The following is a 13,441-nucleotide window of genomic DNA, read 5'->3' as shown; positions in this document are numbered from 1 at the left end:
CGTGGCGGTTCAGGCCCGCCGAGGCCAGTGCGGGCTGGGCGTGCCCTCGTCGGTCATGTGCGAGCGCCGCCAGATCCCGCGCCAGGCGCGCGGCGCGGACGGCAGGAGCTCCCGGTGCCGCTGCCCGCACGCACCGCACGGCCGGAGCACCAGCGCGCACGCCGGGCACACCTCGGCCGTGCCGTGCCCGGTCGGGACCGCCACCGCGGCCCCCTCGTCCCCGCAGGCCGGGCACCCGGGCAGCTCGGCACCGTCCAGCAGCGCGTTCTGCCGGCGGACGTAGTCGGGCAGCCGCAGCGCCGGATGGCGGAACGGGTCGTCGTACCAGGCCTCGTTCCCGACGCTGTCGTACCTCCGCAGCCACCACGGCCGCGGAGCCGGCACGGACCTGCGCCCGGCCCGCTTCTGCGCCCGGCGCTGCGCCGCGAACTCCGCCGCGCGCGCGAGCCATAGCGTCCGCGCCTCGTGCAGTTCCTCGACCGCGCGGACGAGCGCGTCCGGATCCGCCTCCAGTCGTCGCGGGATCCGGGCGCTCAGCGTGAGGTGGTGGTACGTCGCCCTGAACCCGTACGGCGCGAAGCAGGTGACGCACGTGCGCAGCGCCGCGTGCCGCCGCCGGACGGGGAGCCGGGCGTCGTGCACGAGGGCCCGGTGGGTGTGGAAGCTGGTCACGTCCTCGGTCCTCGGTTTTCGGTGTTCAGTCCTCCGTCACCGGGTCGGGTATCCGCGCGAGCGCGGTGGCGATCCCGGCGGCGTGCTCCGGGAGGTACCGCTCGGCCCAGCGCTCGGCGAGCCCGACGAAGTCGCGCAGGTCCTGCTCGGCGCGCACGACCAGGGCGCGGAGCTCGTCGACGGGCACCTCGATGACCGGGCTGTCCTGCTTGAGGCCCATGTCGACGGTCAGCCGGACGACGTCGCCGAGGCGCTGGGCCAGCGGGGTCGGGCCGTGGCCGAAGCCGCCGGTGCCCTCGCCGTCGAGCACCTCCAGCCACTCGCGCCACTCTTCGAGGCCGTTGCAGCAGCCGGGGTCGAAGACCGTCCCGGTGGCGGTGTCGGTGACGCGGAAGCCGCCGGGTGCGTACGGGTACGGGCTGTTGAGCAGGCCGAACAGGAACGCGGCGACCGGGTCGTCCGCGTCGTCCGGGTCGGGGGCGTCGCCCTCCCAGGGCGTGGTGCCGTCGGCGATGCTCGCGAGCGCCGTGCCGACGTCGGTGGGCGCCGTCCGGCCGTCCACGACGATGAACCCGTAGGGCGTGGACGTGCCGATCGGCCACAGGTCGAAGTCGTCGAGGGCGGCGGCTTCCAGCACGGGCTGCATCAGGATCACCCCGGCATGATGGCGAATCGGCGGCCCGCCGCGCCATGGCTTTTCGCGGCCGCGCCACGGCCGGGCACCGTCACCCGGCGTCGGCGGCGATGTGCGCGAGCACCCGCCCGCACCGCCGGGCGAAGGCCTGCTGGGCGAGCGGCAGGACGGGCCCGGCCAGGCGGGCGTACAGGGCCACCGGGCGGCTGAACGCGGTGACCGTGAACCAGACCGCCCCGTCCGGCCCCAGCTCCACCCGGAACGTCTCCTCGCCGCTGGCCAGGTGGCCGCTGCGGGTGCCGTACGTGAGGCCGTAGCGGTCCGGGCCGGTCTCGGTGCGCAGGACCCGGTTCGGGGCGCCCGCGCGCAGCGGGCCGACGCCGATCGCGCACCGCACGGCGAGGCCGGGCACGGCGTCGGCGTCCGCGTCGATCCGCACGCCGGCCAGGCGGTGCATGCGCCAGCCGAGGATCGCGGCGCCGGCCACCTCCAGGGCGGCCCGGCCGTGGCCGATCCGCACACGGTGCGTCAAGTGGTTGTACCCGTCGGGCAGTTGACCGGTCGAGCTGGCGCCGGCTTCGGGGTAGCTGAGGTCGTCCACGGGAGGCCCTCGTTCATCGGTGGGTGGTGAGCGGGAGGTCGGTGCGCAGCGGCGGTGGTGTCTCCGCCTGCAGCCGGCGCCAGGCGAGCAGCGAGCACAGGGCGAAGCCCAGCGCGTTGCCGACGCCGTGGGTGGCGGCCATCCAGGTGAGCGTGGGGTGGGGCAGCCCGGACGCCTGGCCGAGGGCCCACCACAGGGCGAGCAGCATCGTGAGCGCGAGGACCGCCGAGGACACGGCGAGCAGGCGGGCGGTGACCGGGTCGGCCGTGCGGGTGCGCAGTTCGCGCCAGGTGAGGAGGCCGACGAGCCACATGCCGGTGGTGAGGACGACGGCGCCGGCGAACTGCATCCAGGCGCCGAGGAAGTAGCCGGCGAGGACCAGCAGCGTGCCCGCCGGGACGCTGAGCGCGGCGGCGCGGGCCGCCACGGAGTCCGGCGCGGCGGCCCGGCAGACGAGCCCGGCGACCAGGGCGGCGGTGAACCCGGCGAAGTGGAAGTGCGGGACGGTCAGCGCCAGGACGTGCGGCTCGAAGCCGAACAGCGGGTACCCGGCGCGCTCGGCGACCAGGGCCGTCCCGGCCACCGAGGGCGTGGCGAGCGCCATCAGGACGGCGATCTCGCGCGGTGCGAGCGAACGCGTGCGGGCCAGCCGCAGCGGCGCGTGGGCGGCGACGGCGAGCGTGCCGAGCAGGTACAGCACGGCGCACCCGGCCGCGAACCCGCCGCGCGGGAGCCAGAGCGACAGGGCCCCGGGGACGGCGGCGAGCGGCCAGAGCCGGCGGACGCGGGCGAGCCCGGGTCCGCCGATCAGGCCGAGGCCGAGCGGGACGACCGCGCCCATGCCGAGCAGGATCACCAGGTCGACCAGCTCGGTCGTGCCCCTCCCCATCCCTGACATCCCCGTCCCGGACAACCGGGCACCTCCTTGAACGTGTTCAAACTTACTCGCAGCCGCGACTCTACGCCGCCGACTTGAACGTGTTCAACTCGCCCCCCGGATCGCTCCGGACCGCTCCGGCCGGGTGCGGACCGCTCTGGCCTGGTGCGGACGCCGGGTGCGGCGCACTCTGGAGGAGTAACCGATGGAGGTGATCCGCCATGCAGACTCTGGTCGGTTGGCACATCGAGATGGAGTTCCGCGAGGAGGGCCCGCGGACGACCGCCGCCGCCCTGCTCCGGCTGAGCGACGGCAGCGAGGTGCGCGCCCACGGCTACAGCAGCCGCCACCCCTCGGACCCGGAACAGCTGCGGGTCGGCGAGGAGATCGCGGGGGCCCGGGCGCTCAACGACCTCGCGTCGCAGCTCCTGACCAAGGCCCACGGCGAGATCCAGGACGTCAGCCCGATCCCGACCCACCCGCTGACGTGACCGGCCCCGGCGGCGGCCCGGGTCCCCGCGGAGACGCGCGGGGGCACGCCCGGGAAGGCGAACGGGATCCGAACCGGCCGCGCATCCCGCTGATCTGTCCGCGCTGCGGGCACGAGCAACGGGTCGTGCCGGGCGGTCCCGAGCGGGCGGTCCGGGTCGTGCACGTGGCGACCGGCCGGGAGGCCTGCGAGCCCGGGGACCTGGCCCGGGCGCCGGACGACGGGGACTGAACCCGGGCCCTCGCGAGGGGGCGGCCGAAGGCGTGTCCGCCGCGGGTTCAGTTCGGGCAGTACGTCGTCGGCAGCTGCCACTCCGGCCCGACCAGCCGCTGCTCCAGCTCGTCGATCGTGATCCGGATGCCGACCGTCCCCGCGAGTCCGACCCGGAAGCGGCTGCGGGCCAGTACGAGCAGGGCCGTCAGGCCGTACTTGTTGATCAGCGAGGTGCGGTAGCGCGCGGTGGAGTCCGCGTCGCAGACCCGCGCCCGGGCCGGGATCCGGCGGCCGGTCGGGCGCCCGTGGGCGTCGCAGGGGCCTACCAGCACCCTGGGGTGGTGCCGGATCCGCTCGGCCGCGCCCGAGTGGGCCGGCGTCCAGACCCCGAGGGCCGGGCCGTCGGCGACCACCCAGATCTGCGACTCCAGGCGGCTGCCGTCGTCGCCGAACGTGGTGAGCAGCAGGTACCTGCTGTCGGAGAGCTGCTCGGTGCGGTCGTGCACGATGTCCTCCCGCTGGCGTGGGGGACCGGGGGCCGGACCGGTGACGGCGGCCCGCGGACATCTCGCGGTACCCGTCATTCTCGTCGATCGGGGCCGCCGCTTCGAGGGGGCGGGGGCTGCCCGGGTGCACCGGGCGCCCGGTCGGCCCGGAACGGCGAGAAGGACGGCGAACGGCCCGCCCGGAAAACGGCGAACGGCCCGCCCGGTGCCGTGAGACACCGGACGGGCCGCGTACGCACCCGGAGTTCCGCCCGTCGGGGCCGGGGGTCAGTGCGCCAGCACCGGCACCTCGACGGCCTCCTCGGCACCGGCGGCCGAGCCGCTCGTCGCGCCGGGACGGCCCGCGTTGACGAAGGTGAAGGCCACGGCCGAGGCCGCCACCAGGATCCCGAAGGACACCCAGATCGCGGTCGAGAAGCCGTGCACCATGCCCTGGAACTGCAGCACCTTGGCGGCGGCCGGGTCGGCCGCGGCGGCGGCGGTCAGGTGCGAGGCCAGCCAGCCCGTGGTGGCGCTGGCCGCGATGGTGTTCAGCAGCGCGGTGCCGATCGCGCCGCCGACCTGCTGCGAGGTGTTGACCATCGCCGAGGCCACGCCCGCGTCGCGCGGCTGCACGCCGTGCGTGGCAAGGCTCATGGCCGGCATGAACGCGGTGCCCATGCCGAGGCCCATCAGGATCAGGCCGGGCAGGATGTGGACCGGGTAGGAGGAGTCCAGGCCGATCTGGGTGAGGATCAGCATGCCGATCGAGGCGACCAGGAAGCCGGGCGCCATCAGGAAGCGCGCCGGGACCCGGGTCATCAGCCGGGCGCCGATCTGGGTCGAGCCGGTGATCATGCCCGCCACCATCGGCAGGAACGCGACGCCGGTCAGGACCGGGCTGTAGCCCAGCACGATCTGCAGGTAGTAGGTCAGGAACAGGAACAGGCCGAACATGCCGATCACGGCCATGCCGAGCGACAGGTAGACCCCGCCGCGGTTGCGGTCGAGCACCACGCGCAGCGGCAGCAGCGGGGCCTTCACCCGGCGCTCGACCACGACGAACGCGGTCAGCAGCAGGGCGGCGGCGACGAACAGGCCCAGCGTGCTGCCGGCCGTCCAGCCGCTCGTCTCGGCGCGGGTGAAGCCGTAGACCAAGGAGACCAGGCCGGTGGTCACCAGCAGCACGCCCGGGACGTCCAGGCGGTTGCGGTTGCGGCCCTCGGCGGGCTCGCGGATCACCAGGACGGCGCCCGCGGCGGCGATGATCGCGAACGGGATGTTGACGAAGAAGGTCCAGCGCCAGTTCATGTACTCGGTGAGCAGGCCGCCGAGGATCAGACCGATGGCGCCGCCGCCGCCGGCGATCGCGCCGTAGATGCCGAAGGCCTTGGCGCGCTCCTTGGCCTCGGTGAAGGTCACCGCGAGCAGGGACAGCGCGGCGGGCGCGAGCAGCGCGCCGAACGCGCCCTGGAGGGCGCGGGCGCCGAGCAGCATCGCGGTGTTGGCCGCGGCGCCGCCGAGTGCGGAGGCGAGGGCGAAGCCGGTCAGGCCGACGATGAAGGTGCGCTTGCGGCCCCACAGGTCGGCGATCCGGCCGCCGAACAGCAGGAGGCCGCCGAAGGCCAGCGCGTAGGCGGTGATGACCCACTGGCGGTTGCCGTCGGATATGCCGAGGTCGCGCTGGGCGGACGGCAGGGCGATGTTCACGATGGTCGCGTCGAGGACGACCATCAGCTGGGCGAGGCCGATGAAGATCAGCGCCTTCCAGCGCCTGGGATCGGGCAGCGTCGCCGGGCGGGCGTCGGTTTCGGGCATGGCGGTACTCACTTCACGGGTGCGTGCGGGGCGGGAGAGGGGTCGACGGGCTTACGGCGCGCGCGAGTCGGCGCCGTACGCGGGCATGCCGGGGTCAGGCCTCGCGGCCTGGGGGGCTCCGGTCGGTCGGGGGCGTGGGGCTCTGGGGGTCGGAACGGATCAGTGGTGGGCGGCCTGGAAGTCCTCGAAGGTGGCGGGCCGGCCGGGCAGGACCGAACGGGCGGGTGCCCGCAGGCCGTCCAGGAAGAGCTGGAGGTGCCGGTGCACGAAGTCGTCGAGCATCCGGCAAGAGGTGTTCGGCAGGGGACGGGAGAGCTGGGCGATCGCGATGAACAGGTCGCCGTGGTCGACGTCCGGCCGCAGCTCGCCCGCCGCGCGGGCCCGCTCCAGCAGGCCGCCGACGGCCGCGCGCATCCGGTCGCGGATCTCGACGACGTCCGGGTCGAACGGGTCCACCCGGGTGCCGAAGACCGTGCACAGCGCGCCGACCTTCTCCTCGACGGTCGCGTGCGCGAACCGCTGGAGCGCGTCGAACGGGCCGGTGCCGCCGTCCGCGTCCGCCTCGGCCGCCGCCGTCTCGGCGAGGGCCAGGATGCGGCCCTTGACGAGCAGCGCCACGGCCTTGATCAGCGACGTGCGGTCCGGGAAGTTCCGGTACAGCGTGGCGTTGCCGACCCCCGCCCGCTTCGCGATCTCGTCCAGCGGCACCTCGGCACCGTGCTCGACGAACGCGTCCCGGGCCGCCAGCACGATCCGCTCCCGGTTCCGGGTGGCATCGGCACGCAACTTGGGCGCCCGGACGCTCTCCGCGGAACGGGCCGGCTTGGTGGCGGCGGTGGTCACGACGACTGCTCCTCATCAGGATACCGGGGAACTTCTCCCCGCTTCTGCCTACAAGAGTCCAAACGGGGATTCCGTCCCCGGATATTTCGCCATCGAATGTGACCTGCATCACGATGCACTGTGTGTCGGGCTCGTGTCCTAGAGTCACCGCCATGAGCGTCGATCGGCCCCACATGCTGCCCGAAGAGTTCGATGAACTCGCCCGAATCGCTCCTCGTGCGGTCGAGGGCATCCGTCTGGAATTCCTCGGCGGGCGGCTGCGGGTGAAACCGTGGGCGGACGGCAATCACGGCTGCGTGCGGGAATGGCTGACCCGGCTGTTCCTCCGCGAGCGTCCGGACCTCTTCCTGCACGGTCAGGGCCTCAAGGTTCAGGAGGACCGCTGCGGGCGCGCCCTTCCGGACGGGGTGCTTGCTCCCAGCGAGGGGTTCGTCGGGCAGGGGGAGTGGGCCGAAGCCGGAAACGTGCTGATGGCCGTGGAGGTGACCCTCTATGACGTTGATGCCGATCGACACGCTCGCGTCGACAAGCCCGGGGCGTATGCCGGTGCCGGCATCCCCGTCTTTCTGCTGATCGACCGGGACAGCGCCGAGGTCAAGGTCTACAGCCAGCCCGACGGCGTCCGCTACGAGACCGTCCAGATCCTCCCCTTCGGCAAGACCGTGGATCTGCCCGAGCCCGTCGGCATCTCCCTGGACACCGAGCCGCTCAAGAACTGGGTGCGCTGAACGCGGCCGTGTCGGGCCGGGCGGGGGTACGTCCGTCGGCCTAGGCTGTGGGCGTCCCGGGCGGCCGGTGGGCCGCGGGTGTCGGGAGGGGCCCGGCGGCCGGGTGGTGGCGAGGAGGTCCGCGATGGGCAGCGGTGAGACCGCCCGGGTGCGCTGCGTGGCGGCCGTTCCGTGCTGGGTGAGCCTGACGGCCCGGGACCTGGGGGACGCGCAGGCGTTCTACGGGCCGCTGCTGGGCTGGGAGTTCGAGCCCGGGCCGGACCGCTTCGGCCCCTACGTGCACGCGGTGGTCGGCGGCGAGGCGGTGGCCGGGCTGGGTGTCGCGGGCGGCGGCTGGGCGATCCCGGTCGCGTGGACGAGCTACTTCGGGACGGAGAGCGCCGACGCCGCCGCCGACGCGGTGCGCGAGCGCGGGGCCACGCTGGCCGTCGGGCCGCTGGCCTTCGACGTCGGGCGGATCGCGTTCGCCGCGGACCCGGCCGGCGCCGCGTTCGGCATCTGGGAGGGCCCGCCGGGCCGGGCCCGGCGGCTGGACCTGCCGGGCGCCCCGGTCTGGATCGAGCTGCGCACCCCGGACCCGTTCGCCGCGGCCCTGTTCTACGGCGAGGTGTTCCGCTGGGACGGCCGCGACCCGGAGCGGTTCGACGTGCGCTGGGAGCACGACCGGGTGGTGCTGCGGGCGGAGGGCCACAGCGTCGCGGCGCTCGCCAAGGAGCAGGCGGGCGGCCCGGCGGGTGCGCCGCCGCACTGGGAGGTGTCGTTCTCCGTCGAGGACACCGACCGGGCGATCGTGATGGCCGAAGAGCTGGGCGGTTCGGCGCTCGGCCCCGCCTTCGACTCCCCGTACGGGCGGGTGGCCCGCCTCCAGGACCCGGCGGGCGGCCGGTTCGCGGTGATCAGCCCGAAGGGCTAGCCGGGCCGGCCTCGGCGATCTCCTCGCGGTCGGCCCGCAGCCGCTCGCCGAGCGCCGCGCGGGCCGCCGCGGGCAGGGCCTTGCGGGCGGCGGGGAAGAGCTGCTTCTCCTCGGTCGCGTGGTGCCGCCGGACGGTGTCGGCGAGTCCGCCGAGGAGGGTGGCGAAGGCGGGGTCGCCGGGGGAGAGCCCCTGCAGGTCGGACAGGTACTGCCCGATCGCCAGGTGGTCGTGGATGCAGCCGAAGACCAGCGCCCCGCCGTCGGGCACGTCGTGCTGGACGACCGGGAAGAGGTGCTCCTCCTCGGCGGCGCAGTGGGTGAACAGCAGGTCGGTGAGCGTCGCCAGCAGGTCGGTGCGCTCGGCGGTGCTGTCGGGCGCGGACTCGATCCGGGTGAGCAGCTCGGCGACCGCCCGGTGGTCGGCGGTGAACTCGCCGAGGATGTCCGGCCTGCGCATGGCACGCCCGCCTCTCGCACGGAAACGTCCCCCTGGCTACCTCCAGTGTCCGGCATCGGCTGGCGTGGACGGCGAATCCGCAGGTCATCGGCCTCCTAGGGGTGGTCGCGGCGCCCGGTGAGGGCGAGCAGGCGGGTCTGGGGGTCCGCGTCGTCCGGGACGGGGACGGGCGGGGCGAACGCGCCGGTGCCCGACAGGTCGCCGTAGCCGCCGAGCGCGGCGAGGGCGAAGTCGACGAGGCCGGCGGGCAGCCGGGTCGGGTGGCCGACGCCCTCGGCGAGGTCCCAGGCGTGGATGACGAGGTCGGTGGTGACCTGGTCCAGGTAGTACTGCCCGGAGACGTCCCCGAACGACAGGTGGACGGTGAGCCCGGTGGCGCCGGGGACGGCGAAGGCGTGCCTGGCGGCGTCGGCGGCGGCCGTCCACGCGGCGACCGGGTCGTCGCCGAGGACGTCGCCGTCGAAGCGGCCGCCGACCTCCGCGACGGTGGCGCCCATCAGCAGTTCGGGGATCCACAGTTGCTCGCCGGTGAGGTGGTTGACGAGGTCGCGGACGGACCAGTCGGTGCACGGGGTGGGGGCGTCCCACTGGCCGGGGCCGATCAGCCGGACCTGCTCGCCGAAGGCGGCGAGGGCCTCGGGGTAGGGCGTGCCGGGAATCGCGGCCAGTTCGTGGTGCGCGCTTTCAGCCATGCCTCCACCCTGCCCCGCGCAGGGCCGGGCCCGCGAGTTGTCGGCGCGCCGTCAGTTGTTCAAATTCGAACTCCAAGGTACGGTCGAGGAGCGGCCGGTTCAACGTTAAACAAAGCGGGGTGTCCGAGCTCGGCCGCATCACCACACCCGCCCCGCGACCGACCCCCCCATCGATGGAGACGCGCATGCCGAGCAGCAGCCCGAGCACGACCGCCCCCACCACTTCCGCCCGTTCGAACCGGGTGACCTCCGGGCCGGCGGAGACCTCCCCGCACGCCTACGACGCCGGGCTCCTGCTCCTGCGCCTCGTGCTCGGCCTGACCATGGCCGCGCACGGCAGTCAGAAGCTGTTCGGCTGGTTCGGCGGCGGCGGGATCGACGGCACCGGCCAGTTCTTCACCGCGAGCGGCTACCCGGCGGGCAACGCCATGGCCGTCGTCGCGGGCCTCACCGAGACGGCGGGCGGCCTCGCGCTCGCGATCGGCCTGCTCACCCCGCTGGCCGGCGCCGCGATCCTCGGCACGATGGTCAACGCGATAGCCGTCACCTGGGGCGGCGGCTTCTTCCTGCCGAAGGGCAACGAGTACGAGCTGCTGCTCACGGCCGGCGCCGCCGCGCTCGCCCTGACCGGCCCCGGCCGCTACGCCGTGGACCGCTTCCTGCCGGTGGTGCGGGCGCACCGCCTGGCGTACGGCGCGGCCGCCGTCGTGGTCGGACTGGTGACCGCGGGCGCGATCCTGCTGCTCCGCAAGTAGGCATCAACTCCCTTGCAGTGAAGCCGTGGTGACGGATCGTCACCACGGCTTCGCCGTTCGCTCCGCGCCCGGTCACCCGCCGATCCGCACCAGCGCCAGCGTGATGTTGTCCGGCCCGCCGGCCTCGATCGCGGCCCGCCACAGCTCGAACGCCGCCTTTCCGTCCGACCGGTCCGAGTCCCCGGAGGTCCGGGCCAGCAGGTCGGCGAGTTCCTCCTCGGGCACCGGGTCGGTCAGCCCGTCGCTGCACACCAGGTAGCGGTCGCCGGCGGCGAGCGGGGCCGTCCGCACGTGCGGTTCGACGAAGGTCAGGCCGAGCGAGCCGCCCAGCGTCTGGGTGACCATCGAGGTGGTGCGCCGGCCTGGCGGCAGCGGCGGGCTGTCGTCCACGCTCACCAGCCGCAGGCCGTCCGCGGTGACCCGGTAGACCCGGCTGTCGCCGACGTTGAACGCCACCGCCCGCTCGGGCAGCAGCACCAGGCCGGCCACCGTCGTGCCCATCGCGGCCAGCTCCGGCTCCTCGGCGGCGGCCGCGTAGACGGCGCGGTTGCACTCCTGGAGCTCCTCGCGGACCGCCTCCTCGTCGCCGAGCCCGGGACCGTCCGCGGCGAGCCGGCGGGCCACCAGCGCGCTCGCCACCTCGCCGCCGGGGTGGCCGCCGAGGCCGTCGGCGACCGCGACGACGCAGGGCGGGCCGAACGGGAAGAGCAGGGTCTGCGGGTTGGTGGTCACCGTGGCGCAGAGCGTCCACGGTCCGATCGTGAGGCTGTCCTCGTTGTGCTCGCGCACCAGGCCCTCGTGGCTCAGCGCGCTCACCGCGATGTACGGCGCCATCGGTTCGCCGCCCTTCGGGAGCTCTCATCCCATTGTCGGGGGGACCCGCGGCCCGGCGCGAAGCGGGAAGTGGACGCCCGAAGCAGGGCGCGGGACGGGAACCGCGACAGATCGAAGGTTCGACGACCGGCCTCGCGCCCAGGTGCGCGCCGCCCGCGCCGATCCTCCCGCCCTGCGGTGTAATCGTACGAATGATCAGATTCGCGCCTTCCTGACGGCGCCTTCCTGACGTCCCCCGGAGGGAACCGCCCATGCAGCCCGAGCCGCCCGAGCCGCAAGCCGTCCTGTCCCCGCTGACCGGCGCGGCCGTCTTCCTCGTGCTCACCGTGCACTCCGGCGGCGAGGACACCGTCCGCGCCCTCCTGCCCGACCTCGCCGGACTGCGCCGTTCGGTCGGCTTCCGCGCTCCCGAGGGTGGTCTGACCTGCGTCACCGGCATCGGCTCGGACGCCTGGGACCGGCTCTTCGCGGGCCCGAGGCCGGCCGGGCTGCACCCGTTCCGCGAGGTGGCCGGCGCCCGCCACCGCGCCCCGGCCACCCCCGGCGACCTCCTGCTGCACGTGCGGGCCGAGCGGACGGACCTGTGCTTCGAGCTCGCCGCCCGGCTCACCGAGCGCCTCGCGGGCGCGGCCGCCGTCGTCGACTCCGTCCAGGGCTTCCAGTACTTCGACGACCGCGACCTGCTCGGCTTCGTCGACGGCACCGAGAACCCCGAGGGCCGCGCCGCCGAGACCGCCGCGCTGGTCGGCGACGAGGACCCGGGCTTCGCCGGCGGCAGCTACGTCGTCGTCCAGAAGTACCTGCACGACCTCGACAAGTGGAACGCGCTGAGCACCGAGGAGCAGGAGGGGGCGGTCGGGCGCACCAAGCTCGGCGACATCGAGCTCGACGACGACGTCAAGCCCGCCGACTCGCACGTCGCGCTCACCGTCCTCACCGGGCCGGACGGCGGGGAGCGGAAGATCGTCCGCTTCAACATGCCGTTCGGCTCCTTCGAGCGCGGCGGCGAGTACGGCACCTACTTCATCGGCTACGCGCGCACCCCCGAGGTGACCGAGGAGATGCTGCGCAATATGTTCGTCGGCCGCCCGCCCGGCACCACCGACCGGCTGCTCGACTTCTCCACCGCCGTCACCGGCTCGCTGTTCTTCGTCCCGACCGCCGACTTCCTCGACACCCCTCCGCCCCCGCCGCCCGGGCCGGGCGCCGTCCCGGGGGACGGCTCGCTCGGCATCGGCAGCCTCAAGCGGACCCCCTGACAAGGACCTTCGCACCATGGACAACCTGCACCGGGACCTCGCCCCCGTCTCCGCCGCCGCCTGGGCCGAGATCGAGGAGGAGGCCCGCCAGACCTTCACCCTGCACGTCGCCGGCCGCCGCGCCGTCGATCTGCGCGGCCCCGACGGCGCCGGGCTGGCCGCCGTCGGCACCGGCCACCTCGCCGCGATCGACCCGCCCGCCGACGGCGTCCTGGCCCACGCCCGCGAGGCCCGGCCGGTGGTCGAGCTCCGCGTCCCGTTCACCGTCGCGCGCGAGGCCGTCGACGACGTCGAGCGCGGCGCCCGCGACTCCGACTGGCAGCCGGTCAAGGACGCCGCCCGCACCCTCGCCCTCGCCGAGGACCGCGCCGTCTTCGAGGGCTACCGGGCCGCCGCGATCGAGGGCATCCGCGCCGCCGCCACCAACCCGCCCGTCCCGCTCCCGGCCGACGTCCGCGACTACCCCAACGCCGTCAGCCGCGCCCTCACGGCGCTGCGCCTCGCGGGCGTCGGCGGCCCGTACTCGCTGCTCCTCGGCGCGGACGCGTTCACCGCCGTCAACGAGACCAGCGACCACGGCTACCCCGTCCACAACCACCTCGCCCGGCTCCTGGACGGCGAGATCATCTGGGCCCCCGCCATCGAGGGCGCCCTCCTGCTCTCCGCCCGCGGCGGCGACTTCGAACTCGTCCTCGGCCAGGACGTCTCGGTCGGCTACCTCTCCCACGACGCCGACTCCGTCCGGCTGTACCTCCAGGAGTCGCTCACCTTCCGCGTCCACACCGGCGAGGCCGCCGTGGCCCTGGGCGGACCGGCGCCGCAGGACGGCCCGAGGGCCCCGGGCCACCGTGAAGGGTACTGAGTTCCTTTACGAGGGGTACTGAGTGCCGTATTGTCGTCCCGGAGCCTCTGACGCCAGTCGAAGAGAGCCGACACGGCATGCCGGTCCAGGTGGCGCTTGCGGGCGCATGGCGCGGCCGGGCCGGGATTGGCACTCAGTACCCTCGGCATGACCTGAGGCCAAGGATCCAGTGCACCCGTGACAGGAGAACCGCTCATGACCTTGAGGATCGTCGTCTGTGTGAAGCACGTGCCGGACGCGACGGGTGACCGTCGTTTCGCGGACGACCACACCACCGACCGGGAGGGCGTGGACGGCCTCCTGTCGGA

General features: G+C 74.3%; 16 protein-coding genes and 1 pseudogene. 7 read left to right on the top strand and 10 right to left on the bottom strand.

What is annotated here, in order from left to right; translation table 11 throughout:
* Nucleotides 1-9 precede the first annotated feature (9 nt).
* The 4 genes from ACFVU9_RS13535 to ACFVU9_RS13520 form a co-directional block, all read right to left on the bottom strand.
* Nucleotides 10-672, bottom strand: coding sequence for a hypothetical protein (locus ACFVU9_RS13535; RefSeq protein ID WP_387593111.1), 663 nt, complete (start codon nt 670-672; stop codon nt 10-12).
* Nucleotides 673-697: 25 nt separating this feature from the next.
* Entirely contained in the window at nt 698-1,318 is a 621-nt protein-coding gene (locus ACFVU9_RS13530) for a hypothetical protein (protein WP_387593249.1), read from the bottom strand.
* A gap of 79 nt (nt 1,319-1,397) precedes the next feature.
* Complete coding sequence (locus ACFVU9_RS13525; RefSeq protein WP_387593108.1) at nt 1,398-1,907, bottom strand: DUF1990 family protein; 510 nt, start codon at nt 1,905-1,907, stop codon at nt 1,398-1,400.
* A 13-nt stretch (nt 1,908-1,920) separates the two neighbouring features.
* A complete protein-coding gene (locus ACFVU9_RS13520; protein ID WP_380503654.1) occupies nt 1,921-2,796 on the bottom strand; it encodes a YndJ family protein in 876 nt (291 codons plus the stop codon).
* Nucleotides 2,797-3,005: 209 nt separating this feature from the next.
* On the opposite strand from ACFVU9_RS13520, the gene ACFVU9_RS13515 reads away from it, so the two are divergent.
* Nucleotides 3,006-3,275: a DUF1876 domain-containing protein gene (locus ACFVU9_RS13515; protein WP_380437379.1), complete on the top strand. Its 270-nt coding sequence runs from the start codon at nt 3,006-3,008 to the stop codon at nt 3,273-3,275.
* Between the two features lie 277 nt (nt 3,276-3,552).
* On the opposite strand, the gene ACFVU9_RS13510 is transcribed toward ACFVU9_RS13515, so the two are convergent.
* The 3 genes from ACFVU9_RS13510 to ACFVU9_RS13500 form a co-directional block, all read right to left on the bottom strand.
* Nucleotides 3,553-3,993: a PPOX class F420-dependent oxidoreductase gene (locus ACFVU9_RS13510; RefSeq protein WP_380496934.1), complete on the bottom strand. Its 441-nt coding sequence runs from the start codon at nt 3,991-3,993 to the stop codon at nt 3,553-3,555.
* Between the two features lie 267 nt (nt 3,994-4,260).
* A complete protein-coding gene (locus ACFVU9_RS13505) occupies nt 4,261-5,790 on the bottom strand; it encodes an MFS transporter (RefSeq protein ID WP_380503648.1) in 1,530 nt (509 codons plus the stop codon).
* 159 nt (nt 5,791-5,949) lie between these two features.
* The gene (locus ACFVU9_RS13500; RefSeq protein ID WP_380496936.1) at nt 5,950-6,633 is read right to left on the bottom strand and encodes a TetR/AcrR family transcriptional regulator; all 684 of its coding nucleotides are present in this window, start codon (nt 6,631-6,633) and stop codon (nt 5,950-5,952) included.
* 152 nt (nt 6,634-6,785) lie between these two features.
* On the opposite strand from ACFVU9_RS13500, the gene ACFVU9_RS13495 reads away from it, so the two are divergent.
* Both ACFVU9_RS13495 and ACFVU9_RS13490 read left to right on the top strand, forming a co-directional pair.
* Nucleotides 6,786-7,361, top strand: a complete 576-nt coding sequence (locus tag ACFVU9_RS13495) for a Uma2 family endonuclease (RefSeq protein WP_387593103.1) — start codon at nt 6,786-6,788, stop codon at nt 7,359-7,361.
* A 124-nt stretch (nt 7,362-7,485) separates the two neighbouring features.
* Nucleotides 7,486-8,274, top strand: a complete 789-nt coding sequence (locus ACFVU9_RS13490) for a VOC family protein (RefSeq protein ID WP_380437371.1) — start codon at nt 7,486-7,488, stop codon at nt 8,272-8,274.
* Here the strand turns inward: ACFVU9_RS13490 and ACFVU9_RS13485 are convergent.
* Both ACFVU9_RS13485 and ACFVU9_RS13480 read right to left on the bottom strand, forming a co-directional pair.
* The gene (locus ACFVU9_RS13485) at nt 8,258-8,731 is read right to left on the bottom strand and encodes a hemerythrin domain-containing protein (protein ID WP_387593100.1); all 474 of its coding nucleotides are present in this window, start codon (nt 8,729-8,731) and stop codon (nt 8,258-8,260) included. The genes ACFVU9_RS13490 and ACFVU9_RS13485 overlap by 17 nt on opposite strands.
* A 95-nt stretch (nt 8,732-8,826) precedes the next feature.
* Complete coding sequence (locus ACFVU9_RS13480; protein WP_387593097.1) at nt 8,827-9,423, bottom strand: TIGR03086 family metal-binding protein; 597 nt, start codon at nt 9,421-9,423, stop codon at nt 8,827-8,829.
* A 185-nt stretch (nt 9,424-9,608) separates the two neighbouring features.
* Here ACFVU9_RS13480 and ACFVU9_RS13475 point away from each other — a divergent pair, with 185 nt between their 5' ends.
* On the top strand, nt 9,609-10,178 hold the full coding sequence (locus tag ACFVU9_RS13475) for a DoxX family protein (protein ID WP_380496942.1): 570 nt from the start codon (nt 9,609-9,611) through the stop codon (nt 10,176-10,178).
* Between the two features lie 72 nt (nt 10,179-10,250).
* Here the strand turns inward: ACFVU9_RS13475 and ACFVU9_RS13470 are convergent, their stop codons facing one another.
* The gene (locus tag ACFVU9_RS13470) at nt 10,251-11,012 is read right to left on the bottom strand and encodes a PP2C family protein-serine/threonine phosphatase (protein WP_387593094.1); all 762 of its coding nucleotides are present in this window, start codon (nt 11,010-11,012) and stop codon (nt 10,251-10,253) included.
* Nucleotides 11,013-11,263: 251 nt separating this feature from the next.
* On the opposite strand from ACFVU9_RS13470, the gene ACFVU9_RS13465 reads away from it, so the two are divergent.
* From ACFVU9_RS13465 to ACFVU9_RS13455, 3 genes and pseudogenes are all read left to right on the top strand, one after another.
* On the top strand, nt 11,264-12,271 hold the full coding sequence (locus ACFVU9_RS13465) for a Dyp-type peroxidase (protein WP_380503642.1): 1,008 nt from the start codon (nt 11,264-11,266) through the stop codon (nt 12,269-12,271).
* Between the two features lie 16 nt (nt 12,272-12,287).
* Nucleotides 12,288-13,133 (top strand): family 1 encapsulin nanocompartment shell protein, encoded by an 846-nt coding sequence (locus tag ACFVU9_RS13460; protein WP_380437359.1) that lies wholly within the window; start codon nt 12,288-12,290, stop codon nt 13,131-13,133.
* Nucleotides 13,134-13,328: 195 nt separating this feature from the next.
* A pseudogene (locus ACFVU9_RS13455) lies at nt 13,329-13,441 on the top strand (electron transfer flavoprotein subunit beta); the annotation flags it as partial.

The sequence above is a fragment of the Kitasatospora sp. NPDC057936 genome (assembly GCF_042887525.1).
Classification (GTDB): domain Bacteria; phylum Actinomycetota; class Actinomycetes; order Streptomycetales; family Streptomycetaceae; genus Kitasatospora.
The sequence above is the reverse complement of the archived record's forward strand: the minus strand, read 5'-3'. Positions and strand labels throughout refer to the sequence as shown.

Coding starts and splice junctions, on each gene's coding strand:
- ACFVU9_RS13495 (WP_387593103.1), top strand. CDS start 6,786: ATGAGCGTCGATCGGCCCCACATGCTGCCCGAAGAGTTCGATGAACTC.
- ACFVU9_RS13485 (WP_387593100.1), bottom strand. CDS start 8,731: ATGCGCAGGCCGGACATCCTCGGCGAGTTCACCGCCGACCACCGGGCG.
- ACFVU9_RS13470 (WP_387593094.1), bottom strand. CDS start 11,012: ATGGCGCCGTACATCGCGGTGAGCGCGCTGAGCCACGAGGGCCTGGTG.
- ACFVU9_RS13460 (WP_380437359.1), top strand. CDS start 12,288: ATGGACAACCTGCACCGGGACCTCGCCCCCGTCTCCGCCGCCGCCTGG.
- ACFVU9_RS13530 (WP_387593249.1), bottom strand. CDS start 1,318: ATGCAGCCCGTGCTGGAAGCCGCCGCCCTCGACGACTTCGACCTGTGG.
- ACFVU9_RS13465 (WP_380503642.1), top strand. CDS start 11,264: ATGCAGCCCGAGCCGCCCGAGCCGCAAGCCGTCCTGTCCCCGCTGACC.
- ACFVU9_RS13515 (WP_380437379.1), top strand. CDS start 3,006: ATGCAGACTCTGGTCGGTTGGCACATCGAGATGGAGTTCCGCGAGGAG.
- ACFVU9_RS13505 (WP_380503648.1), bottom strand. CDS start 5,790: ATGCCCGAAACCGACGCCCGCCCGGCGACGCTGCCCGATCCCAGGCGC.
- ACFVU9_RS13490 (WP_380437371.1), top strand. CDS start 7,486: ATGGGCAGCGGTGAGACCGCCCGGGTGCGCTGCGTGGCGGCCGTTCCG.
- ACFVU9_RS13480 (WP_387593097.1), bottom strand. CDS start 9,423: ATGGCTGAAAGCGCGCACCACGAACTGGCCGCGATTCCCGGCACGCCC.
- ACFVU9_RS13475 (WP_380496942.1), top strand. CDS start 9,609: ATGCCGAGCAGCAGCCCGAGCACGACCGCCCCCACCACTTCCGCCCGT.
- ACFVU9_RS13520 (WP_380503654.1), bottom strand. CDS start 2,796: ATGGGGAGGGGCACGACCGAGCTGGTCGACCTGGTGATCCTGCTCGGC.